This window comes from Leisingera sp. G5_S3_59_S7, from assembly GCF_054968485.1.
The window spans coordinates 150599-174835 of the sequence record NZ_JBQKUH010000002.1 but is presented as its reverse complement, the minus strand read 5'-3'; the positions used below and the strand labels follow the sequence as shown (position 1 = coordinate 174835).

At 61.7% G+C, this 24237-nt stretch carries 21 protein-coding genes and 3 tRNA genes; 9 read left to right on the top strand and 15 right to left on the bottom strand.

The genetic code is table 11. The features are described 5' to 3' along the window. Positions 1 to 2 precede the first annotated feature (2 nt). The 3 genes from flgK to ACTRWG_RS02130 form a co-directional block, all read right to left on the bottom strand. On the bottom strand, positions 3 to 1451 hold the full coding sequence (flgK, locus tag ACTRWG_RS02140; protein ID WP_027235813.1) for a flagellar hook-associated protein FlgK: 1449 nt from the start codon (positions 1449 to 1451) through the stop codon (positions 3 to 5). Positions 1452 to 1497: 46 nt separating this feature from the next. Then, positions 1498 to 2805: a flagellar hook protein FlgE gene (locus ACTRWG_RS02135; protein WP_027235814.1), complete on the bottom strand. Its 1308-nt coding sequence runs from the start codon at positions 2803 to 2805 to the stop codon at positions 1498 to 1500. A 124-nt stretch (positions 2806 to 2929) separates the two neighbouring features. Then, a complete protein-coding gene (locus ACTRWG_RS02130; protein ID WP_462828886.1) occupies positions 2930 to 3766 on the bottom strand; it encodes a flagellar motor protein MotB in 837 nt (278 codons plus the stop codon). Positions 3767 to 4025: 259 nt separating this feature from the next. Between ACTRWG_RS02130 and nirK the strand changes: the two genes are divergently transcribed. Then, entirely contained in the window at positions 4026 to 5150 is a 1125-nt protein-coding gene (nirK, locus tag ACTRWG_RS02125) for a copper-containing nitrite reductase (protein WP_027235816.1), read from the top strand. A gap of 76 nt (positions 5151 to 5226) precedes the next feature. Next, entirely contained in the window at positions 5227 to 6021 is a 795-nt protein-coding gene (locus tag ACTRWG_RS02120) for a formylglycine-generating enzyme family protein (protein ID WP_259971371.1), read from the top strand. A gap of 336 nt (positions 6022 to 6357) precedes the next feature. Here ACTRWG_RS02120 and hemN read toward each other — a convergent pair whose 3' ends face one another. Further along, positions 6358 to 7713: an oxygen-independent coproporphyrinogen III oxidase gene (gene hemN / locus ACTRWG_RS02115; RefSeq protein WP_462828885.1), complete on the bottom strand. Its 1356-nt coding sequence runs from the start codon at positions 7711 to 7713 to the stop codon at positions 6358 to 6360. Positions 7714 to 7930: 217 nt separating this feature from the next. Between hemN and ACTRWG_RS02110 the strand changes: the two genes are divergently transcribed. Beyond that, positions 7931 to 8017 (top strand) — tRNA-Leu (locus ACTRWG_RS02110). 97 nt (positions 8018 to 8114) lie between these two features. Here ACTRWG_RS02110 and ACTRWG_RS02105 read toward each other — a convergent pair. Both ACTRWG_RS02105 and ACTRWG_RS02100 read right to left on the bottom strand, forming a co-directional pair. Further along, positions 8115 to 9602: a flavin-containing monooxygenase gene (locus ACTRWG_RS02105; protein WP_027235819.1), complete on the bottom strand. Its 1488-nt coding sequence runs from the start codon at positions 9600 to 9602 to the stop codon at positions 8115 to 8117. 11 nt (positions 9603 to 9613) lie between these two features. Next, the gene (locus ACTRWG_RS02100) at positions 9614 to 10057 is read right to left on the bottom strand and encodes a cupin domain-containing protein (protein WP_027235820.1); all 444 of its coding nucleotides are present in this window, start codon (positions 10055 to 10057) and stop codon (positions 9614 to 9616) included. Positions 10058 to 10182: 125 nt separating this feature from the next. On the opposite strand from ACTRWG_RS02100, the gene ACTRWG_RS02095 reads away from it, so the two are divergent. After that, positions 10183 to 11268 (top strand): AraC-like ligand-binding domain-containing protein, encoded by a 1086-nt coding sequence (locus tag ACTRWG_RS02095; RefSeq protein WP_167332322.1) that lies wholly within the window; start codon positions 10183 to 10185, stop codon positions 11266 to 11268. A gap of 140 nt (positions 11269 to 11408) precedes the next feature. Here the strand turns inward: ACTRWG_RS02095 and ACTRWG_RS02090 are convergent. Continuing rightward, positions 11409 to 11485, bottom strand: a tRNA-Arg gene (locus ACTRWG_RS02090). Between the two features lie 146 nt (positions 11486 to 11631). Between ACTRWG_RS02090 and ACTRWG_RS02085 the strand changes: the two genes are divergently transcribed. Beyond that, on the top strand, positions 11632 to 12657 hold the full coding sequence (locus tag ACTRWG_RS02085) for a LacI family DNA-binding transcriptional regulator (RefSeq protein WP_027235821.1): 1026 nt from the start codon (positions 11632 to 11634) through the stop codon (positions 12655 to 12657). Further along, positions 12657 to 13859: a winged helix-turn-helix domain-containing protein gene (locus ACTRWG_RS02080; protein ID WP_027235822.1), complete on the top strand. Its 1203-nt coding sequence runs from the start codon at positions 12657 to 12659 to the stop codon at positions 13857 to 13859. Before ACTRWG_RS02085 ends, ACTRWG_RS02080 begins: the two co-directional genes overlap by 1 nt. Before the next feature lie 6 nt (positions 13860 to 13865). On the opposite strand, the gene ACTRWG_RS02075 is transcribed toward ACTRWG_RS02080, so the two are convergent. The 6 genes from ACTRWG_RS02075 to ACTRWG_RS02050 form a co-directional block, all read right to left on the bottom strand. Then, a complete protein-coding gene (locus tag ACTRWG_RS02075; RefSeq protein WP_027235823.1) occupies positions 13866 to 14294 on the bottom strand; it encodes an acyl-CoA thioesterase in 429 nt (142 codons plus the stop codon). A 167-nt stretch (positions 14295 to 14461) separates the two neighbouring features. Continuing rightward, the gene (locus ACTRWG_RS02070; protein WP_027235824.1) at positions 14462 to 15967 is read right to left on the bottom strand and encodes a TRAP transporter large permease; all 1506 of its coding nucleotides are present in this window, start codon (positions 15965 to 15967) and stop codon (positions 14462 to 14464) included. Next, positions 15964 to 16545: a TRAP transporter small permease gene (locus tag ACTRWG_RS02065; protein WP_027235825.1), complete on the bottom strand. Its 582-nt coding sequence runs from the start codon at positions 16543 to 16545 to the stop codon at positions 15964 to 15966. The genes ACTRWG_RS02070 and ACTRWG_RS02065 overlap by 4 nt, the downstream gene beginning before the upstream one ends. Before the next feature lie 81 nt (positions 16546 to 16626). Further along, positions 16627 to 17670, bottom strand: coding sequence for a TRAP transporter substrate-binding protein (locus ACTRWG_RS02060; RefSeq protein ID WP_027235826.1), 1044 nt, complete (start codon positions 17668 to 17670; stop codon positions 16627 to 16629). Between the two features lie 322 nt (positions 17671 to 17992). Next, on the bottom strand, positions 17993 to 18691 hold the full coding sequence (locus tag ACTRWG_RS02055; RefSeq protein ID WP_462828884.1) for a fumarylacetoacetate hydrolase family protein: 699 nt from the start codon (positions 18689 to 18691) through the stop codon (positions 17993 to 17995). Positions 18692 to 19010: 319 nt separating this feature from the next. Then, a tRNA-Lys gene (locus ACTRWG_RS02050) sits at positions 19011 to 19086 on the bottom strand. 187 nt (positions 19087 to 19273) lie between these two features. On the opposite strand from ACTRWG_RS02050, the gene dapF reads away from it, so the two are divergent. The 3 genes from dapF (at position 19274) to ACTRWG_RS02035 (ending at position 22002) form a co-directional block, all read left to right on the top strand. Beyond that, positions 19274 to 20116, top strand: coding sequence for a diaminopimelate epimerase (dapF, locus tag ACTRWG_RS02045; protein WP_462828883.1), 843 nt, complete (start codon positions 19274 to 19276; stop codon positions 20114 to 20116). Next, positions 20113 to 21375 (top strand): tRNA (N(6)-L-threonylcarbamoyladenosine(37)-C(2))-methylthiotransferase MtaB, encoded by a 1263-nt coding sequence (gene mtaB / locus ACTRWG_RS02040; protein ID WP_462828881.1) that lies wholly within the window; start codon positions 20113 to 20115, stop codon positions 21373 to 21375. Before dapF ends, mtaB begins: the two co-directional genes overlap by 4 nt. Positions 21376 to 21564: 189 nt before the next feature. Further along, the gene (locus ACTRWG_RS02035) at positions 21565 to 22002 is read left to right on the top strand and encodes a glyoxalase superfamily protein (protein ID WP_462828880.1); all 438 of its coding nucleotides are present in this window, start codon (positions 21565 to 21567) and stop codon (positions 22000 to 22002) included. A 90-nt stretch (positions 22003 to 22092) separates the two neighbouring features. Here ACTRWG_RS02035 and ACTRWG_RS02030 read toward each other — a convergent pair whose 3' ends face one another. Then, positions 22093 to 22881: a cytochrome c1 gene (locus ACTRWG_RS02030; protein WP_027235831.1), complete on the bottom strand. Its 789-nt coding sequence runs from the start codon at positions 22879 to 22881 to the stop codon at positions 22093 to 22095. A gap of 19 nt (positions 22882 to 22900) precedes the next feature. After that, positions 22901 to 24235, bottom strand: coding sequence for a cytochrome b (gene petB / locus ACTRWG_RS02025; RefSeq protein ID WP_027235832.1), 1335 nt, complete (start codon positions 24233 to 24235; stop codon positions 22901 to 22903). Between the last annotated feature and the right edge of the window lie 2 nt (positions 24236 to 24237).

Here is a 24237-nt window from a genome sequence, read left to right as displayed (position 1 = left end):
GGTCAGATCCTCAAAAGTGTTTCCATAAGTTCATCGACAACGCTGAGCACACGGGCATTGGCGGCATAGTACTTCTCAACCAGCATCAGGTTCTGCAGCTCGGCGTCGGTATCGACGCCCAGGGCCAGTTCCGCCTGGCTCAGCTCATTGAAACTGGTGGCGGCGAAAGTCGAGGCACGCGCTGCGGTTTCATTGTCTTGGGCAAACCTGGACAACAGGTTCGCACTCAGCGTTGCAGCCGTCATGTCTGCGGTGCCAAGCCCGACCGAGGAGACCGTGCGGGTGGTGTTCAATGCGTCGGAGTAGGCCTGCAGCAGGCTTGAATCGCCCGGGTCCCCAGGGCCCGCGGCGTAAAGGCCATCGCGGAACCGCCAGGTCTCACCTGTGCCGTCCAAAGCCACCAGGTCATTCAGCTCGATCCGGTTGGATATGCCAACAGTGTTCACCGGATCGAAGAAAGAACCATCATCGGTGAAAATTCCCGCATCTGCGGCCCCGATCGTGGCATCCAGCGCCGGGTCCTGGAACCGTTCGATTAGATCGGCAGCCATGGCGTCCAGATCCTCCTGGGCCTCCACCGCTGTGACATCGCGGATTTCAAACTGCGCGGTCAGTGTGCCGCCGCGCAGCGGACCGCCCGGACTGGTGTCGATTGTTTTGCCATTCACCTGGAGACCGGAAATCATGCCGTTACCCAAGGTCATATGCGGCATGATATCCCGCGACGGCGTAAAGCTCAGCTCAGATGCCTTGTGATCCAGCAGCATCACCCCGCCAGTGGAATAAAGCGTGACCTGGCCATTGCCGCGGCGGACAGCATTGACCGGAATGATCCCGTTCACCTGATCGATCAGCTGGTCACGCTGGTCTTGCATTGCAACGGCGTCCATGCCGCCGGCCTCCACCACCATGATACGGGCGTTGAGCTTTTCAATTTCCTTCAGAGCCTGGTTCACTGTGTCAACCTGGCTGCTGATCGCGCTGTCCGCATTGATCCGCAGGTCCCGCAACCCTTCGGCCGTGCGCGAGATTGAGTCCGCCAGGGTGTTCGCCTTCACTGCCAGATCATTCAGACGGGGCTGCGAATCCGGTCGCGAAACCGCTTCGATCAGCGACGACTCGAAATCCGAAAGCTGTGACGCCAGCGACATCTCATCATCAACCGTGCCCACCAGATCGGACATCCGGCTGAAGAAATCGGCCTCCGCCTTGGCGGCCCCGTATTCTGCTTCGGCAACCCGGCGGTTGGAGATCAGCACGGGATCATTCATGCGCTGGACATTGCCGACCTGAACGCCGGGAACACCGGCGCCGGGGCTGTTCAGATCCAGAACCCGGCGCGTGTACCCCGGTGTCAGCGCATTGGCCAGATTTTCTGAGACCACTTGCGAGGATCGGCCGGCCGCGCTCAGACCGCTCATGGCGCTGTTAAGGGCGGAATAAATAGACATGTTCAGCCTGCTTTCGTGAAGCCAATGTCAGGGAGCATCAAGCGCGTCAGCGCTTGATGTTGGTGGTTTCCTGCAGCATCTCGTCAACGGTCTGGATGACCTTGGCGTTGGACGAATAGGCACGCTGGGTCTGGATCATGTCGGTCAGCTCGGTGGCGACATCAACCGCCGATTCCTCTTGGGCGTATCCCAGGATTTCGCCGGTCGGGCCATCGCCGGCATCCCACAGGTAGAAGTCACCGGATTCGTCGGTGGGCATGTAGGTCTGCGAATCAAGGGCGCGCATGCCGTTGATGTTGGAGACATCGGCCAGCGGCACCTTGTAGATCACCTTCTGGTCGCCGGAATCATACTCTGCGATGACTTCTCCCGCTTCGTTGATTTCGATTGCAACAAACGATCCGACCGCAGTGCCGTCCTTCTCAGTAGTGCCCGGCACGAATTCCTCGCCAAGCTGGCTCATCCCGCTCTGCTCGCCGATGACACCGATGTTGATCTCCACAGGCCCGCCGGCAACATTGATGGTGATCGAGCCGGCGGTGGCGTCATAGGCGCCGCCCGTGACAGTAGCGACACTTTGCAGCGTGCCGGCCGTGGAACTGGCGTCATCGAAAGTGAGGGTGTACTCGCCGATAACCGTCGCGCCGGTCGCGGAATCGACAATCTCCATTGTCCATTCGTTGCTGCCGGTGGTTGCCGGCGGCGTAGCTACGCTTGGCGTATAGGTGATCGTCAGCTCTTCGGAGCGGCCCATATTGTCGTAGTACTGAACAACCTGTTCAACCGGGTCGCCGGAGGCGCCGAGATCGGTTTCGGAGGCAGGCAGGTTCGCTGTCAGGCTGATTTCGGTCGTCGGTTCCGCAGAGAGCCGGTTCAGGTCAACGCGGATCGGCTCCAAGGCATCGGCGGTATCCCGCGCCACGTCCGGCACTGTGCCGTCAGCCTGCGCAGGCCAGCCCATCAGAACCAGGCCGGACTCCGTTGTCAGATACCCGCTGGAATCGGTCCGGAACGACCCGGTGCTGGTCAGCATCATGGAGGGGCTGCTGCCTGCCTCCACCTCTGTGATCGAGGCAACGGGCAGCATGCCGCGGCCGCGCACCGCCAGGTCTGTGGCGTTATTGGTCGAAACCAGCGGGCCGCGCTCGTCGATCAGCCGGACATTGGTCGTGCGCACACCGCCTGCCGAATAAGTGCCTCCGGAACCGGACAAAACCATGGAATGGAAATCAGTTTGCACCCGTTTGTAGCCGCGGGTCGAGGAGTTGGCGATATTGTCGGAAATGGAGGCCAACCGGCTGGCGTTGGCGCTCAATCCTGAAACGCCCGCATTCAGCGACGAAGAAATGGTCATAGCACGCCTTTCTGCTGCATCTAATCATTCTGGATGCAACAGCTAGCGCAGGAGCGATTAACGGGCGGCTAACAGATAAAATATGACTCATCTGCCAGCCGCCAGCCCTAATGTTTTCAGCGGTTTACTCGCGCAGAAAGATGATTTCGATCCGGTCGTTGCGGGCGGCCATCGGGTTTCCGGCAGCCAGCTTACGGTCGGCATGGCCGGTTACCCTGTGAACCCGGCTCGCGTTCAGTCCGCCCGATTCGAGCAGCGTGCGGGTTTTATCCGCACGAGCATGAGACAGTTCCCAAACCGGATTCTTCGCCAAAACAACCGGATGAGAGCGGATATGGCCGCCGATCGCGACATTGCTGGTCACACCTTCCGAGACCCGCGCAATCATCCTGACCAGATCCCGGAACAGCGGCTTCGGCTCCGCCTGGCCCTCTTCAAAGAGCGGCATATCCTCGGTGGCAAAAAGCTCGATGATCAGTCCCTCGTCGGTGACCCGCGTCAGGATATGACGGGCCATGGCGACCGACACCATGCTCTCCCCGCCGCGCCCGGACAGCTGTTCCTCGATTGCGCGGAACTTGGAATCCTGCTCCTCGCGATTCTCGTCGGACTCGACCCCGGTTTCACCCTGTGCCTTCCGGGCATCCATCGGATTGATATCCGTGGCCCCGGTCCCGGATTGAGGCTGAATGTCCTCGGTGAACATGCTGTCACCCTGGAAGGCGCCATTGCCGCCGCCGGACACCCGGCTCAGCGGAATTGACGGCGAGAAGTAATCCGCCAGCCCTTTGCGTTGTTTTTCTGTCGTCGCGTTCAGCAGCCACATCAGCATAAAGAAGGCCATCATCGCGGTCACGAAGTCAGCATAAGCCACTTTCCACGCGCCACCGTGGTGGCCATCGCCACCACTGACTTTTTTCTTCTTGATGATAATGGGCGCCACATTGCTCTGTGCGCTCATATCCACCACCACTATTTTCACCCACCCCCGGAATAGCAGGCTGCGCGTTAAACGGGCCTTAACAATTAAACTTGCCGGCAGTTCGCGCGCTTGGCCGCGCACCCGGCACCATAGTTCCGGGAGAAATCATGCATCTTAAAAACCAGTTATCTCGACATCAAACAACCTTATCGAAGTTTGATCGGGAACAACCAATCGCGCCGCACCGGACGCTAGGGTCCCCCCAACACAGCACATGGGACACTGAAAGGAGATCATCATGCTGACCCGAAGAGCCGCACTGATGGGGGCAGCCGGAGCAGCAGCGCTGCCTGTACTGGCCAAGGCCGCCAAGGCTGAAAGCACCTCTGTTCACGAAGCCGCCGCGCCTGCCGACCTGTCGAGCCTCCAGCGCATCAAGCGCGAGCTGGTCGCCCCGCCCTTCGTGCATGACCACGAACAGGTTGCTCCGGGCGGACCGCGCATCGTCGAATTCGAGATGAAGATCATCGAGAAGGAAATCGAGGTCGATCAAGGCGCCTACCTGCAAGGCATGACCTTTGACGGCTCCATCCCGGGCCCGATGATGGTGGTGCATGAGGGCGACTATGTTGAACTCACCCTGATCAACCCGCCGGAAAACATGCTGCAGCACAACATCGATTTCCACGCAGCCACCGGCGCCTTGGGCGGCGGCGCGCTGACCCTGGTAAACCCGGGCGAGAAGACCGTGCTGCGCTTCAAGGCAACACGCCCCGGCACCTTTGTCTATCACTGCGCCCCGGGCGGCCCCATGATCCCCTGGCACGTGGCCTCGGGCATGGCCGGCACCATCATGGTTCTGCCGCGCGGGGGTCTGTCAGACCACAACGGCGATCCGGTGAAATACGACCGCGTCTACTACATCGGCGAAAACGAATTCTACATTCCGAAGGACGAGAACGGCGATTACCTCCGCTATGAGGACGTCGGGGAAAGCTATCCGGACACGCTGGAAGTCATGAACGGGCTGATCCCCAGTCACGTTGTGTTCAACGGCGCGGTTGGCGCTCTGACTGGCGAGAACGCCATGAAGGCGAAACAGGGCGAGAAAGTACTGTTCGTGCACAGCCAGGCCAACCGCGACACCCGCCCGCACCTGATCGGCGGCCACGGCGACCTGGTCTGGGAAGCCGGAAAGTTCAACAACGTGCCGGACCGCGACCTGGAAACCTGGTTCATCCGAGGCGGTTCTGCCGGGGCGGCGCTCTATGAGTTCTTGCAGCCAGGCGTCTATGCCTATGTGAACCACAATCTGATTGAGGCGGTGAACCTCGGCGCAACGGCCCACGTGGTGGTCGAAGGCGAGTGGAACAACGACCTGATGGAACAGGTGGTCGCCCCGACCGAATACTCCGGCGCCTGACCTTTCGCCGGATAAGGAACTGGACAGGGCGGCCGCAGCACGCGGCCGCCCGTTTTTGCCTTGAGGGGACGCTGACATGAAAGCTGAGCTGATTGCCGCCGGGCTTGCCGCCGCCATTGGCCTTCCCGGCCTTTGGTTTTCCGCGGCCAGGGATCCGGCACCGCTGGCCGAAACCGTATTCATAAAGGCGGACACGATTGCCTACCGCCCCATCGGAAACTTTCACCGCAATGGTAAAAGCGTGGTGCCCCCGGAACAGCAGCGCCATGTGGGTGCCTTTGAGATTATGAAGCGTCAGGTCTCTGGCGCAGAATACGCAGCCTGTGTGGCGGCGGGCGCCTGCAAGGCGGCGGACAGTACCCCGGCAGAAGGCAATCAGCCGCAAACTCTTGTCAGCTGGCATGACGCGACGGCCTATGCTGAATGGTATTCCAAGGAGACCGGCCATAGCTGGCGCCTGCCGGACGAAGCCGAATGGCAGCTGGCCGCAGCGGAAATCTTTGGCGACGAGGCGGTTGAAACCGATGGCGGCGACCCCGCCCAGCGCTGGCTGCGCCAATACGCCCGCGGTGTCACCCTGCGCGGCCTGCCGGGGCCGGCACAGGACCCGAAAAGCGAGCCCGGCGCCAACAGTAACGGGTTAACCGGACTTGGCGGCAACATCTGGGAATGGACTAGCGGCTGCATGCAAAACGGTGAGGTCACCAAGGATGGCAGCCTCGAATTCGGCGATCCCTACTGCAGCGCCCGCATTACCGGCGGACGGCACCGTGCGGTGGTAATCGACTTCATCCGCGACGCCAGCGTCGGCGGCTGTGCCGTCGGCCTGCCGCCGGATTACCTGGGCTTCCGCTTGGTAAAGGACGGCTGACACAACCGCAGCCGTGGCACTCCCGCGCCCGCAGGTGCCCCGGCTGCGCCGGCGCCCCTTGGCCGCCTTGGGCCCGGCAGCTGCGCTGCCTGCCCCGTCAAAAGCCGTTCAAAGAAACACCTGCCTTGAACAGCCCTTCCCACTGTTGACTTCCCATCCGCGCCTCTAAGCTAAACCGCACCAAGCCGCCGCCGCACCCGCAGTCCTTGACCCGGTGCTAGCGAGCGGCGTTCGGTGGAGAGGATGACCGCGCTGTGCGCCAGCACAGTGCCACGCCCAACTGTGAAGGGCCTCCGGCAGGAGGCTCTGAACAGGCGGGAGCTGCCCGCTCCAGAGTCAGGACGCCCGGCTGTAACGCACCCCTTCCGGCACATGGGCATCAAAGCTGCTGGCAATGATCCGGGTCAGCGGGCGGCCCTCGGGGAGGATTTCCAGCGCTTCCGCGTCCAAGTTCACCAGATCCCCAAAGCGGGCTGCGATCTGCGCCAGGTCTGCATCCAGACTTGCTGCCAGATCTCCAAAGCGTTGCCGCAGCTCTGTCCGGTCCAACCGGAACTCACACATCAGCATCTCGATTGCACGGCCGCGCAGCAAATCCTCCTGGCTCATCACATGGCCGCGCGCGCCGGTCAGCTGGCCGGCCTCAACCCGCTGCACATAAGCTGGCGTGGCCGCGGCGTTCTGGATGTAGCCGCCGGCAAAGCGGGAGATCGACGATGCACCAAAGCCGATCAGCGTCGGGCAGGTGTCATCGGTGTAGCCCTGGAAATTCCGGCGCAAATGGCCGGTGCGGGCAGCCACCTCCAGCCCGTCGCCGGGTTTGGCGAAATGGTCGATACCAATCGCGGCAAAACCCGCCGCCGCGAATTTCTCCGCCGCCAGCCCGGCCAGATGGTAGCGCGCCAGATCGTCCGGCAGCGTCTCTTCCTTGATCAGCTTCTGCCGCTTGGCCACCCAAGGCACATGCGCGTAACCGAACAGCGCCAGCCGGTCAGGGTCCAGGCTCAGCACCTTCTCCACCGTGTCCGCCATCCGCGCCTGCGTCTGATGCGGCAGGCCGTAGACCAGATCGGCATTCAGGGAATTGATCCCCGCTACCCGCAGATCCTCGACGCAGGCCTTAGTCACCTCAAACGGCTGCGCCCGGCCGATTGCCTGCTGCACCAGCGGATCGAAGTCCTGGATGCCGATGCTGGCACGGTTCATGCCTTCCTCTGCCAGCGCCGCGATTTTGTCCCGGTCGACCATGGTCGGGTCGATCTCCACCGAGAACTCCCAGTCTTCAGTCTGTGGAAAAACCGCTTTCACTGCCTGCGCCAGCCGGTGAATCAAGGCGGGCGGCAAAATGGTCGGCGTGCCGCCGCCCCAATGCATCCGCCCCATCCGCAGACCTTTGGGCAGAAGCGGCGCCACCAGCTTCAGCTCCTGCTCCAGCGTGCCGATATAGCTCTCGACCGGACTCAGCGTCTGGGTTCCTTGCGTCCGGCAGGCGCAGAACCAGCACAGCCGCTCGCAGAACGGGATATGCAGGTAGACCGAAACCGGCACATCCGGATCCAGCGCCTGCAGCTCGCGGGCCTGCTCCGCAGCGCCAACGGCTGCAGAAAACACCGGCGCGGTCGGATAAGAGGTGTAGCGGGGCACCCGGCTGTCAAACAGCCCAAGGGATTGGAGGCGGTCAATCTGTTTCATGACTTTCCTATGCCCCTTTTACGAATCCGCCACTTTGCGCAGGATCAAACCGGCACCCGGAATTCCTGAAGAGTGGATCTCTGGCCCTTCCCGGCAACACACTGGAATTAATCGGGAAAACGGTCCTCGGACATAATTTCAGGAAAATCGCCAGGGACGCACATTTTCCATTTGACGCTGCCTGCGACTCCGCTTATACGCCCTCCTCACGACACCTGCCCAGGTGGCGGAATTGGTAGACGCGCTAGCTTCAGGTGCTAGTGTCCGTATGGACGTGGAGGTTCGAGTCCTCTCCTGGGCACCATTCCCCTCTAATCTAAAATCTGCACGCAGAATCGCGGTCTTCGCGCGATACTGAAAGTATGAGCGCCCGCCGTTTCCGGCAGGCGCAGGGGCAGACCTCAGGCCGCCCGATATTGCGGTGCCGTTGCCAGGAACCGGCCATAGGCACTGGCGTCCGGCGGCGCGAATTGCTCCACTAACGGATTCGGCCGCTTCCACTGCGTTGCCCCCATATCCATCAGCAGCTCATCGAAGTGCTTGAAATGGAACGGCGCAGAGCACAGCCCGCCATAGATTTGCGCCGCCGGACGCTCCTTGCGGCGCCAATCGAGCATCATCTGGATGTTGTCCTCCATTTGCTCCCGCGTGGGCTGCCGCGCCAGCTGGCCGTCTGCATAGCGGACCAGCCAGTTTGCCACCATCTCCGCCGACAGAATCGTGCAGAAGCTGGAATTGAAACCGACAAATCCCATCTCCGGCAGGTCAGGGTTCACCGCCAGACGGTAGGTCCGGTACTGGCCGTCCGCCTCGATCAGCTTGTCCAGGTGCTGCTGCGCCAGATAGGGAATACCCAGCTTCCAGCCGACCGCCGAGATCACCAAATCAGCGCCGATTCTCTCACCGTTTTCCAGCACGATTTCATCACCCTCATACCGCGAGAAGGTGGTGTGGTGCGGAATGATTGAACCGTCCTTGAAGCCCTCAAACAGGCCCGGTGTCACGATCGGGACCGAGCAGGAGACGTCTTTCTCGATCGGCACATCGGGAACCATGTCCCATTTCTTCAGCCCCAGCTGCATCTTCAACAGCGCCTCGAGACCGCGGAAATTGGCCCAGATCAGCGGCTTGGCGAGGCCATAGAAGGCCTTGTGCAGCCAGCTGCGGCCCCAGCCGTTGAACTGCACCTCCTGCGCCCGCATGTAGAGCAGCTTCTTGAAGTTGATGCCGCCGACAAAATACGGCACCCGCCAGACATTCTGCCGGTAAACGAGATGCACCTGTTTGGCGCCGTTCTGCGCCGCGTTCACCGCCACATCGGTGGCAGATTTGGAGCCGCCCAGCACCACCACCCGCTTACCGCGCGCGTGTTCCGGGTCCAGATATTCAGAGGAGTGCATCACCTCCCCGCCCTGCGCGGTGAAGACCTCCTGCCCCGGATGGGTCAGGATGTTCTTCTCGGAAAACTGCCCGGTGCAAACCACGGCAAAATCCACGTCCTGCACCCGGGTCTCGCCGCCTGTCTCTATCACCAGCCGCCAGCCCGGCTGCCCGTCCGGGCGCCGGTCCATCTCCAGCACATTGGTGTTCAGCTGGAACAGCCGGTGCAGATCATGCTTGTCCGCATAGGAATGCAGATAGGCATGCACTTGCGGCCCCTTGGGCCATTCCGGGTAATCTTCCGGCATCGGGTGATCTGTATAACAGTACAGTTCCTTGGGAGATTGCGTCTGCACCCCCGGATAAGAGCGCGAAAGCTCCCACACGCCGCCCAAGTCATGGCTGCGCTCATAGCCTAGAACCTGATGCCCCTTTTCGGCAAAGGCCTTGGCCGCGGCCAGCCCGCTTACGCCGCCGCCAATTACGGCGACCGTCTTGCGTTTTACCATGTCCGCCTCCCTTATTCCGACGGGGGCGGCAGGAATTCCACCTCATGCAGCGCCGACAGCCGAACCAATTCTTCCGGGTCGGTCACCCCATCCAGCGCGCCGAACAGATCGAACAGCTTGCGCGACGGCGCCACCCCGAACACGCAGGTGGCCTCAGCACCGGAGCGGTTGAAGATACCGTGCGCCACTCCCATCGGCATCCGCACCGTATCGCCCGGCCCGGCCTGATAAACGTCGCCGCCGAATTCCACCTCCAGCGTGCCCTCCAGCATGGTGATCCACTCATCCTGGGTGGGGTGCACGTGCGGCGGCACAAAGGTGCCGTCCGGAATGACCGCGTGCCATATGAAAGCGTTTTCGCTGTGCAGCTTGGGCGTATAGGTGTGCCCCACGACATTCCAGGACAAGCCCTCCAGCCCGTCCGTCACCTTGGTGATTCCCTGATCCAGAGCCATAGTTTCCTCCCTTATCGCTCAATCAAGAAGCCTAGGGGCAGCGGTGGAAAAGGATTATCCAGAATGCGCAAAATAGCGCAGACCCGCGCGATTGCCTGAGTAGGGAACCGTGCTAGGCTGCACGGATGACCAGGCAGCAGGCAGAATACAAGCGCGAGCCCTTGCGCGCGTGGCGGCAATTTCACAGCCGCGACATCGACGAGGCCCGCACCCTGGTCGCCCAGAAGTTCTGCGACCACCGCTTGCAGCCCGCCGGCAAAAGCTGCGGTTTCGGCACCCGCCACAACCATGTGCCCGGGCACAGCTTGTCCCTCAACTACCTGAGCTACGGCTCTGCCGTGCAGATAGACCCCGGCGAGCTGAATGATTTCTATCTCGTGCAGATGCCGCTGAACGGCACCGCCAAGGTCGCCAACGGTGCTGCAGCGGTGGACTCGGATACCCGCCACGCCACCGTGCTCAACCCGACACGGGCAACCCAGATGACCTGGCACGCCGACTGCCAGATGCTGCTTCTGCAAATCGACCGGGATGCACTGCACGGGTTTGCCGAGCGCGCCGCCGGGCTGCCGCTGTCCGAGCCGGTGGTCTTTGACACCGCGGCACCGGTCGGCACCGGGCCTCTGCAGGGCTGGGCAAGGCAATTTATCGCCTGTGCCCGCGCCACCGACGCCCGGGCCGGTTTCGGCCACTGGAGCGCAATGCAGCAGCAGCTGATTGAGGAGCAGCTGATACTTGGCCTGCTGACCCTCCAGCAAAGCAATATCCGCCATCTTCTGACCCCGCGCACGCCTCAAGGCAGCAGCCTGCAGATCCGCCGAGCACAGGACTATATCCATGCAAACGCCGCTGAGCCGCTGACCGTCTCAGCCATCGCCGCCGAGGCCGGCTGCAGCATCCGCACCCTGCAAGCAGGCTTTCGCCAGCATTTCGGCCTGACACCGGTGGAATACCTGCGCGATCTGCGGTTGGACTTGGCCCGGTACCTGCTGCTGTCCCGTCCCGCGGAAACACCGGTCAGCTCTATTGCTTATGACAGCGGCTTTTCCCACTTGGGCCGTTTTTCCCAGCTCTACCGCGCCCGCTTTGGCGAGCTGCCCAGCGCCACCCGCGCAGCCTCGGGCTATCCGGAACAATCTGACTGCCCCCTTCTTCCCCGGAACATCATGAATAATCAGGAAGCCGGATCCAGTTTCCGGTATGGGTCTTAGACGGAGTCAGAGCCATACAACTGCTACGAATTGCTGGCGGTTAAAGCCGGCGCAGGCATCGGCCCGAAAAACCGAGCATAACACTTGCTCCAGATATCAATGGCCTATCTGTACCAATCCATTGATAATGGGTGATATTTTGGCGACCCCGGCAGGATTCGAACCTGCAACCTGCCCCTTAGGAGGGGGCTGCTCTATCCAGTTGAGCCACGGGGCCGCGTATGTTTACGCGATAGCAAATCCGTCCTGCGATCACAATGGGATGGGCGGGGCCAGCAGCTGATTTGCCGCGCGCAGTTTCCATTGTGCAGCAGCAGATGTCTGCGCTAACCTGAATGCAGCAGTAATAAGAGGCTCAATAACGTGACAACGGACAGCAAGCGCCCGCTCACCCTTCGCGATGTATCAGAGGCGACCGGTGTTTCCGAAATGACTGTGAGCCGCGTGCTGCGCAACCGCGGGGATGTGTCGGAGAAGACGCGCACCAAAGTGCTGAGCGCCGCCAAGGAACTGGGCTATGTGCCCAACAAAATCGCGGGTGCGCTGGCCTCGAACCGGGTGAACCTGGTTGCGGTGATCATCCCGTCGCTGTCCAACATGGTGTTCCCCGAGGTGCTGACTGGCGTCAACAAGGTGCTGGAAAATACCGAGCTGCAGCCGGTTGTCGGCGTCACAGACTATCAGCCGGAAAAGGAGGAAAAGGTGCTGTACGAGATGCTCTCGTGGCGCCCCTCCGGCGTGATCATCGCGGGGCTTGAACATACCGAAGCCGCCCGTGCCATGCTGAACAGCGCCGGCATCCCAGTTGTTGAGATCATGGACACTGATGGCAAACCAGTGGACGCGATGGTCGGCATCTCCCACCGTCGTGCCGGCCGCGAAATGGCCAAGGCGATCCTCAAGGCAGGCTACCGCCATATCGGCTTCATGGGCACCAAGATGCCGCTCGACCACCGCGCGCGGAAGCGGTTTGAAGGCTTTACCGAAGCGTTGGCGAAAGAGGGCGTGGAGATCGAAGACCGCGAGTTTTATTCCGGCGGCTCGGCCTTGGCCAAGGGGCGCGAGATGACCCAGGCCATGCTGGAGCGCTCGCCGGAACTGGATTTTCTCTATTACTCCAACGACATGATCGGTGCAGGCGGCTTGCTGTACTTGCTGGATCAAGGCATCGACGTGCCGGGCCAGATCGGCCTCGCCGGTTTCAACGGCGTGGAGCTGTTGCAGGGCCTGCCGCGCAAGCTGGCCACCATGGATGCCTGCCGATTGGAAATCGGGCGCAAAGCGGCTGAGATTATCGCCGCACAGTTGGAAGACCCGGACGCAGAGATTGAATCCCACGTCACGCTGACCCCGACCATTTCTTATGGCGATACGCTGAAACGGCGCTGATGGCGCTTCAGCGGCTCAGCAACCACAGCGCGCGGCGGCTGTTCCTGGACCGCCACGCGCTGCTGGAGCAACCCGCTGGCCCGGCAAAAGGTTCGGATCTGCTGGAGCTGATTCAGCGGCTTGGTTTCGTGCAGCTCGACAGCATCAATACAGTGGCGCGCGCCCATGACGTGATCCTTTATTCACGTCGGCCGGGCTACAGGTCAATGAACCTCAAACGGCTATACGAACAGGACCGCGGGTTGTTTGAGCATTGGACCCATGACGCCGCGATGATCCCGATGGCGTTTTACCCGCACTGGCATCTGAGGTTTCAGCGCGACACTGAGCTCTTGCGCAAACGCTGGCGCAATTGGCGGCGCGACGGGTTTGAGGCGCAGTTTGAAACCGTGCTGAACCACGTCCGCGACTACGGGCCGGTCAGTTCTTCCGACCTCGGCAAGGACGAGAAAAAGGGCTCTGGCGGCTGGTGGGACTGGCACCCGTCCAAAACCGCGCTGGAATACCTCTGGCGCTCCGGCGCGCTGACAGTTGTGGGGCGCGACGGGTTTCAGAAACGCTATGACCTGACGGAGCGCGTGATCGAGGAGTCTCTGCGCCCCGGAGCCCGCTGCGATGAAGCGGCAACAGTCAACTGGCTCTGCTCCGCTGCATTGGACCGGCTGGGCTTTGCCACATCGGGAGAGCTCGCCGCCTTTTGGGACACTGCCTCCCCGGCGGAAGCCAAGGCCTGGTGCGCGGAGCAGCTGCGCCGTGGTGAGCTGGAGGAGATCGAAGTCGCGCAGGCGGATGGCAGGTTGCGCAAGGTGTTCACCCGACCTGGCACGGTGGAGGAATCTGCGGAGCTGGGGCCGGCGCCGGGCCGGATGCGCGTGCTCAGCCCCTTTGATCCGGCCCTGCGCGACCGCAAGCGGGCCGAGCGGCTGTTCGGGTTCCACTACCGGATCGAGGTCTTCACCCCCGCTCCCAAACGGCAATACGGCTACTATGTCTTCCCGCTGCTGGAGGGCGAACGCCTTGCGGGCCGCATCGACATGAAAGCGGACCGCGACGCAGACTGCCTGCGTGTGACCGCCGTCTGGCCGGAGAAGGGTGTGAAATGGGGTACGGCCCGCATCAGGCGGCTGGAGGCGGAGCTGGACCGCGTGGCGCGGTTTGCAGGTGTCAGCGCAGTGGCGTTCTCTGATGGCTGGCTGCGCTGACTGGCCTTACTCCGGCCGCAGCTGCGCTTCGATCACCTCCCGGTAGTCCTCGGGTGCGGCTTTGGCCGTGAATGTCTCAGGGGCGATGAAGACGCAGACGAATTTGCCTTCAAAGCACAGCACCCCGTCCTGCCGCGCATTGACCCGGAAGGTTACCGACTTGCTGCCCAAGGCAGCCGGCCAGACCTCGCACATCAGACGGTGCCGCGGCGTCACAGGGGACCGGAAGTCGATGCTCATATGCACAAATGGCGTTCCAGTGCCCCGGTCCAGTTCCATCTGATACCAGCCGTCACCGTCCAGGTGATGCTCCCACCAGGCGTCGATCGCTTCCAAGGCAAAGGCGGGCAGCCGCCCGGTATAGGCAATCCGCGCCGGGTCGCAATCGCCCCAGCCCACGCGGATTTCATGAGTGAATGTGTCTTGCCCTGCCATTTCCTGCCGCCCCGCGTAATTCCTCATTTGGATCCTACCGGCGCGAGTCCGCGGTATCAAACGGCACGGGCCGTCAGTACCGCTGCGTCACGAACCGGAGCGTTCGCGGCACAGGATCACATCCGGCAGCAAGCCCTCCCCCGCGCGAGGCGGGAGAGGGCGACGCATCACTGCATCAGCATCAGCGGCAGCAGCGTGATGATCGGGAAGGCCACCAGGATGACCACCCGGATCAGGTCAGAAGCCACAAAGAACATGACGGCCTTGTAGGTGTCGATCATCCGGGTCTTGCGGTCCATCGCATTGATGATGAACAGGTTCATGCCGACCGGAGGGGTGATCAGGCCAACCTCAACCACGATCAGCACCAGCACGCCGAACCAGATAGCGACATATTCCGCCTCGATCCGGTTCACACGGCCTTCGGTCACCCGGATGCCCAGTTCCTTCATCTGCTCACGGGTCAGTTCGGCACCTGTGGCAATGGCATCCTGTATCGAGGCAAGCATCTCTGCCCCCATCCCCTCAGGGATCCCGGCCTTCAGCACCTCCATTGCCGCATCCGCCTGCATCGCGGGCAGCGACAACAGGCCAAAGTCCATGGCAGAGATTACCGGGAAGAAGATCGGGATGGTCAGCAGGATCATCGACAGCGAATCCATCAGGCAGCCGAACACCAGATAGAAGGCGAGGATCAACGCCAGGACCATCCACGGGCTCAAACCCTGGCTCACGACGAAATCGGCCAGCTCCTGCGGCACCTTGGTCAACGCCAGAAAGCCGTTGTAAAAGCCCGCGCCCAGCACAATGAAGAAGATCATCGCAGTGGACCGCGCCGTTACCAAGAAGCTGTCCGCCAGTGTTTCACGGTTCAGCCCGCCATTGGTCCAGGCAATGAAGCCAGTGCCAAACGCCCCGACGGCCGCGCCCTCGGTCGGGGTAAACCAGCCCAGGTAAATGCCGCCGACAACCAGACCAAACACCAGCAGCACAGGCCAAACATTTAAAAGCGCTGCAAAACGGTCGCGCATCGGAACCGGCGGGCGGGTGCCCGCGCTTTCCGGGAACAGGCGCACATAGATGGAAATCGCAATCACATAGCCCAGTGCCGCCAGCAGGCCGGGAATGAAGGCCGACAGAAACAGCTTGGCGATATTCTGCTCGGTCAAAATGGCATAGATCACCAGCACCACCGAGGGCGGGATCAGGATGCCCAGCGTGCCGCCTGCCGCCAGTGTCGCGGTCGAGAACCCGCCGGCATAGCCGTATTGCTTCAACTCCGGCAGCGCGACCCGGCCCATGGTAGCCGCCGTCGCCAAGGAAGAGCCGCAGATCGCGCCAAAACCGGCGCAGGCGCCAATGGCCGCCATCGCAACTCCGCCCTTGCGGTGGCCCAGGAACCCTTCGGCCGCCTTGAACAGCGCGGTGGACATGCCGCCCAGCGTCGCAAAATGCCCCATCAGCAGGAACATCGGCACGATGGTCAGCGAATAGGAGGAGAAGGTGGTGTAGGTCTCGCTTTTCAGCCGCCCGAACGCGACCTGCGTGCCATCCGTCACCCAGATCAGCCCGCCAAGGCCGACCAGAAACATCGAAAGCCCAATCGGAACCCGCAGAAAGATCAGCAGCATCAGAACCGGGAAGGAGGCGATGCCAATTTCAAGAGCCGTCACTGTTCACCCTCCACGCCGTCCCAGATCAGGATCCGGCCGGTAAAAAATTCGATGGTGCGGATTGCACCCATGTAGATGCCCACGATGGCCGCCACGACCGCCGCCACCATGCTGATGGCGTAGGCCCACCAGATGGGAAACTCGAGCAGGAAGGAGGTCTCGCCATTGGAGTACTTACCTGCAAGCCCTGCCCCCAGCCGCCAGGCGATCAAAACCAGCACCGCGGCAAAAACAACTTCGGTAACCATTCGCAGAAACCGTTTCACGCTGCGCGGAAACGCATTGGCCACCACATCGACCGAGGCATGGCCCGCGGTGATCTGGCACAATGGCAGGAAGGCAAAGATGGCAAAGGCCACCCCTGCCTCGACCAGTTCAAAGTCGCCGTTGACCGGCCCGACCCAGCCCGTCATCCATTTTGAAAACCCCGGCGCAATCCGCTCCATCAAATCGCCATGGAAGAAACCGTTGAGCAGGCGCCCAGCGATCGAAACACATGTCAGAATGATCAGAAGAGTGAGGACCGCACCGCCCAGGTAGGCCATTGATTTGGCCAGCCGCATCATGAGCTTGTGCATGGTTCAGTTGCCTTGTTCCGGTATGCAAAGGGCCGCAGTGCCAATGCCGCGCGGCCCTTCACCTTTATCAATCAAACCGCTTTACTGGTACTGCGGCGTGTATTTCTCGATCAGCGCGCTGGCTTCTTCGATCAGGGCGGCGCCATCAATGCCCTTTTCCTTCATGTCAGCAATCCACTGGTCATAGATCGGCTGCGCGCGCTCGCGCCAGATTGCGGTCTGCTCTTCATCCAGGGTGATGACGTTGTTGCCCAGATCAAGCGCCATCTCGCGCGAGGGGCCGTCAGAGTCCGCCTGGGTGCCGCCGGCAAAGACTGAGAACTCCAGGCCGGAGTTGTCGTCGATGGCCTTTTTCAGGTCATCCGGCAGGCTCTCATACTTCTCTTTGTTCATCGCCAGAACAAAGGTGAGGGTATAAAGCGCCTTGCCGGTGAACTCGGTGTGGTTTTCCACCAGTTCCGGAACCTTCAGCGCCGCGGTCACTTCCCACGGAATGGTGGTGCCGTCGATCACACCCTTGGACAGGCCTTCCGGAATCGCCGGAACCGGCATCCCGACCGGAGTCGCGCCCAGCTCGGTCAGCAGCGCGTTGACCGAACGGCCGCCGCCGCGGATCTTCATGCCTTCCAGATCTTCCGGCGTTTCCACCGGATCGGCGGTGTGGATCATGCCCGGCCCATGCACCCAGGTGCCCAGGATCTTCACATCCTTGAACTCGGTGTCCTTCATGTGCTTGTCGAACATTTCCCAATAGGCATGCGACACGGCGCGTGCATTGGTCATCATGAACGGCAGCTCAAACACCTCGGTCGAGGGGTAGCGGCCCGGGGTGTAACCCACCACGGTCCAGACGATATCCGCAACGCCGTCGATGGCCTGGTCCATCAGTTCCGGCGGCTTGCCGCCCAGCTGCATAGACGGGAAGCGATCGACTTTGATGCGCCCGCCCGAGGATTCCTCGACGTTGTCCGCCCAGACGTCCAAAATCAGTTTCGGCACGTTCGCTTGCGCCGGCAGGAATTGGTGAAGCTTCAGCGTCACCTCCTGCGCAAATGCCGGTGCCGCGCAGAATGCTGCGACAGCTGCCGCGCCGACGGCGCCCAGTAGCTTTCTCCGAGTGGTCATATCGTCCTCCCTTTGACCTCATCCCTTTCTGGATGCCCGCCTTTGCAACTTTGCTGCGGAATCCAGCGATTATCTTTCCGTTTCTGCCGTCAGAGCCCCGTTAAAGGTTCGTTTAACGAACCGGCTGCACCCCTGCTATTAGGTGCGTTTGTAACCATCAACAGCAGATTATGCATTTTCCACTCATGAAATCCGTCTGATGACCGCTGCCCCAGGCGGATTTGCAGTCTGATATGTTACGAAGCCCCCACAATCACATTCAAATTGATACATATTGAACCCGGCGTAAGGCAACAACAATCAACCGCTCCCCCGCCTTGCGTCATTCGGCTGCAGTCAAGGACAGCTCCACCGGCGCCAGCCCGTCAATCCCGCCGCGCATCCGGCCGCCGCTCTGCACCGGTCCGACCCCGGCCGGCGTTCCGGTCAGAATCAGGTCCCCGGGCCGCAAGTGGTAAAACCCTGACAGGTGGCAGATGATCTCCTCCACAGACCAGATCATGTCATACAGGGTAGCATCCTGCCGGGTCTCCCCGTTCACCTCCAGCCAGATCCGCTGCTTTTCCGGGCCGCCCCAGTCCGCCGCCCGCGCCAGCGGCGCCAGGACCGTGCCGTTCTCCAGATCCTTGCCCAAATCCCAGGGCCGCTGTTTCTGCCGTTCGCGGATCTGCAGATCACGCCGGGTCATGTCCAGCGCACAGCCGTAACCAAAGACAGCCTCCCGGGCTTCCTCCGGTGACGCCCGGAACACCGGCGCCCCGATGGCCACGGCCAGTTCCATCTCATAATGGAAGTTCTCCGTGCCCGGCGGATAGGGCACCTCCGCACCTGACAGCACCGCATTGGCCGCCGCCTTGGTGAAATAAAACGGGGTCTCCCGGTCCACTTCGTTGCCCATCTCAGCAGCATGGGCCGCATAGTTGCGCCCGACGCAAAACACCCGCCCAACAGGATAACCCGCGGCCTCCCCGGCAACCGGAATCACCGGTGTTTCCGGCAGTGCAAACAGAACCTCACCCATCTGAGAATCCTTTTAGAATGGACGTCCACCTAGTCAGACCTCCAAACAACAGGCCTGTAAAGCCTGCATTCTTCTTCTAATGGATTGAAATACCTTATCCATGCGTCCCTCAGCGGCGCACGTACTGCGTCTCCACATGATGCCCAGGAACCTTACAGCAGGCCGGTCCCCAAAGAAGGAAGGACATGGCTGTATTCAACGCAGGATTACCGAAACTGGCCCCGGAGCCAGAACACGCCCAACCGCTCACCACAACGGTCGCGAGAATCCCCAAAGGGGATCAACATCTTAATTGTTTCAGCGGTATTTTTGGAGGAAGTGGTGAGCCGTGCAGGATTCGAACCTGCGACCCACTGATTAAAAGTCAGTTGCTCTACCAACTGAGCTAACGGCCCACTTCTTCGTCGCGGTCTAAGTGTTTTTCCCAGAAGGTTCAAGCACTTATTTCGCTTCGGAACTGCTTGGCAGCGTGTGTCTTGCTGTCCCGATAGGCGGCGTATCTAGGGGGAGTAGCGCGGACGGTCAACCCCTTTTTTCAACTTTTCTCACCGGAGGCTGGATTCATCTTTGCGCGGGGTCTATATGCCCGCCATGAGCACCTCCGCAGATACCGCACTCCCCTTCATCAAGATGCACGGGCTGGGCAACGACTTTGTCGTTGTCGACGCGCGCGCGAGTGACATTGCCATTACCCCAGCAATGGCCAAGGGAATCGCCCACCGCCAGTTCGGTGTCGGGTTCGACCAGCTGACCGTTATTTCGAACGGTCCGGGGGATGCGCATTTGACCTTCTACAATGCCGATGGCTCCACCTCCGGCGCCTGCGGCAATGCCACCCGCTGCATCGCCCGCCATTTGATCCTGGAAAGCGGCAAACCAGAGCTGCACCTGACCACGGACCGCGGCGACCTCTATGCCCGCGATGCCGGCAACGGGCTCACCTCCGTCAACATGGGCGCGCCGCAGCTGGACTGGCGGGACATTCCGCTTGCCGAGGAAGCCGACACGCTGGAACTGCCCATCGAGGGCGGCCCAACCGCCACCGGCATGGGCAACCCGCATTGCACCTTTTTCGTCGAAGACGCAGAGGTGATTCCGCTGGAGGAATTCGGCCCCCGCTATGAGCACCACCCGCTTTACCCGCAGCGCACCAATGTGCAGGTCGCCCAGGTGACCGGCCCCGACCGCATCCGCATGCGCGTGTGGGAGCGCGGTGTGGGCGTGACGCTGGCCTCGGGCTCTTCCTCCTGCGCCACCGCTGTTGCCGCCGCCCGCCGCGGGCTGACTGGCCGCAAGGTGCAGATCGACCTCGACGGCGGCACCCTGTGGATTGACTGGGCCGAGGACGGCGTCTGGATGACCGGCCCGACCATGCATGTGTTCGACGGCACCTTCACCCGCGAATTCCTGGAGTCGCTGGTATGAGCGTGCCCAAGTTCACCACCCTTGGCTGCCGTCTCAACGCCTATGAGACAGAGGCGATGAAGGAGCTGAGCCAGCAGGCAGGGCTGGAAAACGCCGTCGTGGTGAACACCTGCGCGGTGACCGCTGAGGCCGTGCGCAAGGCACGGCAGGAAATCCGCAAGCTGCGAAGGGAAAACCCGGAGGCGCCGATTATCGTGACAGGCTGCGCCGCCCAGACAGAGCCGGAGACCTTCGCCGCCATGGAAGAGGTCACCCGAGTCATCGGCAATACTGAGAAGATGCAACCGGAAACCTGGCAGCAGATCGCCAAGGGGCCGGATTTTATCGGCAACACGGAAAAGGTCCAGGTCGACGACATCATGTCGGTGACCGAGACGGCGGGCCATCTGATTGATGGCTTCGGCACCCGGTCGCGCGCTTATGTGCAGGTCCAGAACGGCTGCGATCACCGCTGCACCTTCTGCATCATCCCATACGGCCGTGGCAACTCCCGCTCCGTCCCTGCCGGTGTGGTGATCGACCAGATCAAGCGGCTGGTGGACAGGGGCTATAACGAGGTGGTCCTGACCGGTGTGGATCTCACCTCTTGGGGCGCCGACCTGCCCGCGCAGCCCCGTCTGGGCGACCTAGTGATGCGGATCCTCAAGCTGGTGCCGGACCTGCCGCGGCTGCGCATCTCCTCCATCGATTCGATCGAAGCGGACGAGAACCTGATGCAGGCGATCGCCACTGAGCCGCGGCTGATGCCGCATCTGCACCTGTCGCTGCAGCACGGGGACGACCTGATCCTCAAGCGCATGGCCCGGCGCCATTTGCGCGACGATGCCATCGCCTTTTGCGAGGAAGCCCGGCGCCTGCGTCCGGAGATGACCTTCGGCGCCGACATTATTGCTGGCTTTCCGACCGAGACTGACGCCCATTTCGAGAACTCGCTGAAACTGGTCACCGACTGCGGCCTGACCTGGCTGCACGTGTTCCCCTATTCCAAGCGTGAGGGCACCCCGGCTGCGAAAATCCCGAACCAGGTCAACGGCAACGTGATCAAGGAGCGCGCCGCCCGGCTGCGCGCGGCCGGCGATGCTCAAGTGGAACGCCACCTGGCAGCGCAGATAGGCAAGACCCACCGCGTCCTTATGGAAAACCCGCATATGGGCCGCACCGAGCAGTTCACAGAGGTGGCTTTTGCAACACCGCAGGAAGAAGGCCGGATCGTCACCACTGCAATCGCCGGAGTGGCAAACGGCCAGCTGGTGGCTTGAGCCTAGGGGTTTGCTTTCCTCCGCCTTTCCCGCTAAATCTCACAGCAAGGTCCCGGATACCTGCCGCTCGCGGCCTCTGGCCATGGTGAAATCCGGACAAGGCTTATCCTGACGCCTGGGTGCACGCCCGGACAGCAACGCGAGCCCTGTCTGCTACGGCATTTGCACCCTTTTGCGAAAGGTCAATCCATGCAGACTTCCTCTGCCCTGCCAACTGTACCGCAGCTCAAGGCCGAAGCACGCCTGCTGCGCAAGCATTCCGTGGCCCAGGGCCAGCCCATCAGCCACAGCACCGCCCTGGAACGGATCGCCCAGTATTACGGTTTCCGCGACTGGAACACCCTCTCTTCCCGCGCTTCCAACGCGCCGGAACTGCAAGTCGGCATGCGTGTCGAAGGCCGCTACCTGGGACAGCCGTTTACGGGGTATGTCCACGGGCTTGCCACCTGCGGCAGCAGCGGCCACCGGCGGATCACGCTGCAGTTCGACGCCCCCGTGGATGTGGTCCAATTCGACAGCTTCTCGTCGTGGCGCCACCGGGTGTCCGCGGTCATAGATGCCGGCGACCGCTCACCGCAAAAGACCTCCAACGGGCGCCCGCATCTGACCGTCAGCCCGCTGGCATAGACCGGCGGGCAACGTTCGCCTGCAACGAAAAACCCCCGCAAGCGCTACTTGCGGGGGATTCCAAAATTTATACTGTCAGCCAGCCAGGGGTCACTCTTTGCCCTTGACCGGCGCCCACAGCTTTTTGTTGGTCAGATACAGCAGCACCGACAGAACGGTCAGGAACAGCACGCCGACAAAGCCGGCCTGCTTGCGCGCCATCATCTTGGGCTCGGCGGTCCACATCAGGAAGGCCGCGACGTCCTGCGACATGGCTTCCACATCGTTGGCGTGGCCGTCAGCGAACTCCACCTGCTCATCGGACAGCGGCGGCGCCATCGAGATCCAGCCGCCCGGGAAGGCGGTGTTCTCATAGAAGATGGTGCCAGCCTCTTCCTTTTCCTCACCGGTGTATCCAGCCAGCAGCGAGGCGATGTATTCGGCACCGCCCATACCCTTGAACAGCTGGTTGATACCCAGGCCATAGGGGCCGTGGAAACCCGCACGCGCCTTGGCCATCATGCTGAGATCGGGGGCGCCGGCGTTGTTGTTTTCCGGGAAGTTGTCGACCGGCTTGGCCGGGCGGTCCTCATCCAGTTCCGGATCGTAGACGCTGAAGTTGTCAGCTGCGTAGGCCCGCACCTGGTCCTCCGGCATCTGCGGGCCGCCCTCGTCCGACAGGGTGCGGATCGGCACCAGCTTCAGCCCGTGGCAGGCTGCGCAGACTTCGGTGTAGATCTGCAGGCCGCGCTGCAGCTGGTTGCGGTCATAGGTGCCGAACGGCCCCTCGAACGAGAAGTCGTAGTCGGTGATGTGCTGCTCGCCGCCGCCTGCTGCGAAAGACGCAGCAGGGATCAGGGCCAGAGCGAAGGCGGCACCGGTTGCCAGTTTCTTGAACATTGCTAGGTGTTCCTTCTTCTTACTCGGCAGGAGTGGCTTCAGCGGAAGACTTCTTGCCGTAGTGGGCCTCGAAATCTTCTTCGATGGTCGCCGGTTGCGGCAGCGGCTTCTCGATCACGCCCAGCAGCGGCAGGATCACGAAGAAGTAACCGAACCAATAGGCCGATGCGATCAGCGAGAACGATGCATAGGGTTCTTCCGCCGGCATCGCGCCCAGCCACATCAGGGCAAAGAAGTCGATCACCAGCAGCGCGAACCACCACTTGAACATCGGGCGGTAGCGGCCCGAACGGACGCGCGAGGTGTCCAGCCAGGGCGCCAGGGCCATGGCCAGGATCGCGCCGAACATGGCGATCACGCCAAAGAACTTCGCATCCACGATGCCGCCGGTGATGAAGGAGGCAAACTGCACAACCCAGACCTCGGAGGTGAAGGCACGCAGGATCGCGTAGAACGGCAGGAAGTACCATTCCGGAACGATGTGCGCGGGCGTCACCAGCGGGTTGGCCTCGATGTAGTTGTCCGGGTGGCCCAGGTAGTTCGGCATGAAGCCGACGATCGCCCAGAAGATCACCAGCACCACGGCAAGGCCCAGGAAGTCCTTGATCACGAAGTACGGCCAGAACGGCAGGGTGTCTTTCTCGGCTTCGGCCTTGGAGCCTTTGCGCACGTCAACACCGGTGGGGTTGTTGTTGCCGGTGGTATGGAAAGCCCAGATGTGCACGATCACCAGGGCCGCAATCACGAACGGCAGCAGATAGTGCAGCGAGAAGAAGCGGTTCAGGGTGGCGTTGTCCACCGCCGGTCCGCCCAAGAGCCAGGTCTGGATCGGCTCGCCGATGAACGGGATCGCGCCGAACAGGCCGGTGATCACGGTGGCGCCCCAGAAGGACATCTGTCCCCACGGCAGCACGTAGCCCATGAAGGCGGTGCCCATCATCATCAGGTAGATCAGCATGCCGACAATCCAGGTGATCTCGCGGGGCGCCTTGTAGGAGCCATAGTACAGGCCGCGGAAGATGTGGATGTAGACGGCAACAAAGAAAAGCGAAGCGCCGTTCATGTGAAGGTAGCGCAGCATATGGCCGCCGTTCACGTTGCGCATGATATGCTCAACGGATGCAAAGGCCAGGTCGACATGCGGGGTGTAGTGCATCACCAGAACGATGCCGGTGACGATTTGCAGCGCCAGGCAGAAGGCCAGGACGATGCCCCAGATCCACCACCAGTTCAGGTTCTTGGGGGTGGGGATCATGATGGTGTCATAGATCAGGCCGACGATGGGCAGGCGGCTGTGCAGCCACTTCTCTGCGCCTGTCTTCGGCTCGTAATGGTCGTGGGGAATACCGGACATGA

What these genes read in the sequence shown, in the direction of transcription:
- ACTRWG_RS02095 (WP_167332322.1), top strand. Translation starts at nt 10,183, where the DNA reads ATGACCAGGCAGCAGGCAGAATACAAGCGCGAGCCCTTGCGCGCGTGG.
- mtaB (WP_462828881.1), top strand. Translation starts at nt 20,113, where the DNA reads ATGAGCGTGCCCAAGTTCACCACCCTTGGCTGCCGTCTCAACGCCTAT.
- petB (WP_027235832.1), bottom strand. Translation starts at nt 24,235, where the DNA reads ATGTCCGGTATTCCCCACGACCATTACGAGCCGAAGACAGGCGCAGAG.
- ACTRWG_RS02105 (WP_027235819.1), bottom strand. Translation starts at nt 9,602, where the DNA reads ATGGTAAAACGCAAGACGGTCGCCGTAATTGGCGGCGGCGTAAGCGGG.
- ACTRWG_RS02120 (WP_259971371.1), top strand. Translation starts at nt 5,227, where the DNA reads ATGAAAGCTGAGCTGATTGCCGCCGGGCTTGCCGCCGCCATTGGCCTT.
- flgK (WP_027235813.1), bottom strand. Translation starts at nt 1,451, where the DNA reads ATGTCTATTTATTCCGCCCTTAACAGCGCCATGAGCGGTCTGAGCGCG.
- ACTRWG_RS02065 (WP_027235825.1), bottom strand. Translation starts at nt 16,545, where the DNA reads ATGCACAAGCTCATGATGCGGCTGGCCAAATCAATGGCCTACCTGGGC.
- hemN (WP_462828885.1), bottom strand. Translation starts at nt 7,713, where the DNA reads ATGAAACAGATTGACCGCCTCCAATCCCTTGGGCTGTTTGACAGCCGG.
- ACTRWG_RS02060 (WP_027235826.1), bottom strand. Translation starts at nt 17,670, where the DNA reads ATGACCACTCGGAGAAAGCTACTGGGCGCCGTCGGCGCGGCAGCTGTC.
- ACTRWG_RS02075 (WP_027235823.1), bottom strand. Translation starts at nt 14,294, where the DNA reads ATGGCAGGGCAAGACACATTCACTCATGAAATCCGCGTGGGCTGGGGC.
- ACTRWG_RS02100 (WP_027235820.1), bottom strand. Translation starts at nt 10,057, where the DNA reads ATGGCTCTGGATCAGGGAATCACCAAGGTGACGGACGGGCTGGAGGGC.
- ACTRWG_RS02080 (WP_027235822.1), top strand. Translation starts at nt 12,657, where the DNA reads ATGGCGCTTCAGCGGCTCAGCAACCACAGCGCGCGGCGGCTGTTCCTG.
- nirK (WP_027235816.1), top strand. Translation starts at nt 4,026, where the DNA reads ATGCTGACCCGAAGAGCCGCACTGATGGGGGCAGCCGGAGCAGCAGCG.
- ACTRWG_RS02135 (WP_027235814.1), bottom strand. Translation starts at nt 2,805, where the DNA reads ATGACCATTTCTTCGTCGCTGAATGCGGGCGTTTCAGGATTGAGCGCC.
- ACTRWG_RS02130 (WP_462828886.1), bottom strand. Translation starts at nt 3,766, where the DNA reads ATGAGCGCACAGAGCAATGTGGCGCCCATTATCATCAAGAAGAAAAAA.
- dapF (WP_462828883.1), top strand. Translation starts at nt 19,274, where the DNA reads ATGCCCGCCATGAGCACCTCCGCAGATACCGCACTCCCCTTCATCAAG.
- ACTRWG_RS02030 (WP_027235831.1), bottom strand. Translation starts at nt 22,881, where the DNA reads ATGTTCAAGAAACTGGCAACCGGTGCCGCCTTCGCTCTGGCCCTGATC.
- ACTRWG_RS02035 (WP_462828880.1), top strand. Translation starts at nt 21,565, where the DNA reads ATGCAGACTTCCTCTGCCCTGCCAACTGTACCGCAGCTCAAGGCCGAA.
- ACTRWG_RS02055 (WP_462828884.1), bottom strand. Translation starts at nt 18,691, where the DNA reads ATGGGTGAGGTTCTGTTTGCACTGCCGGAAACACCGGTGATTCCGGTT.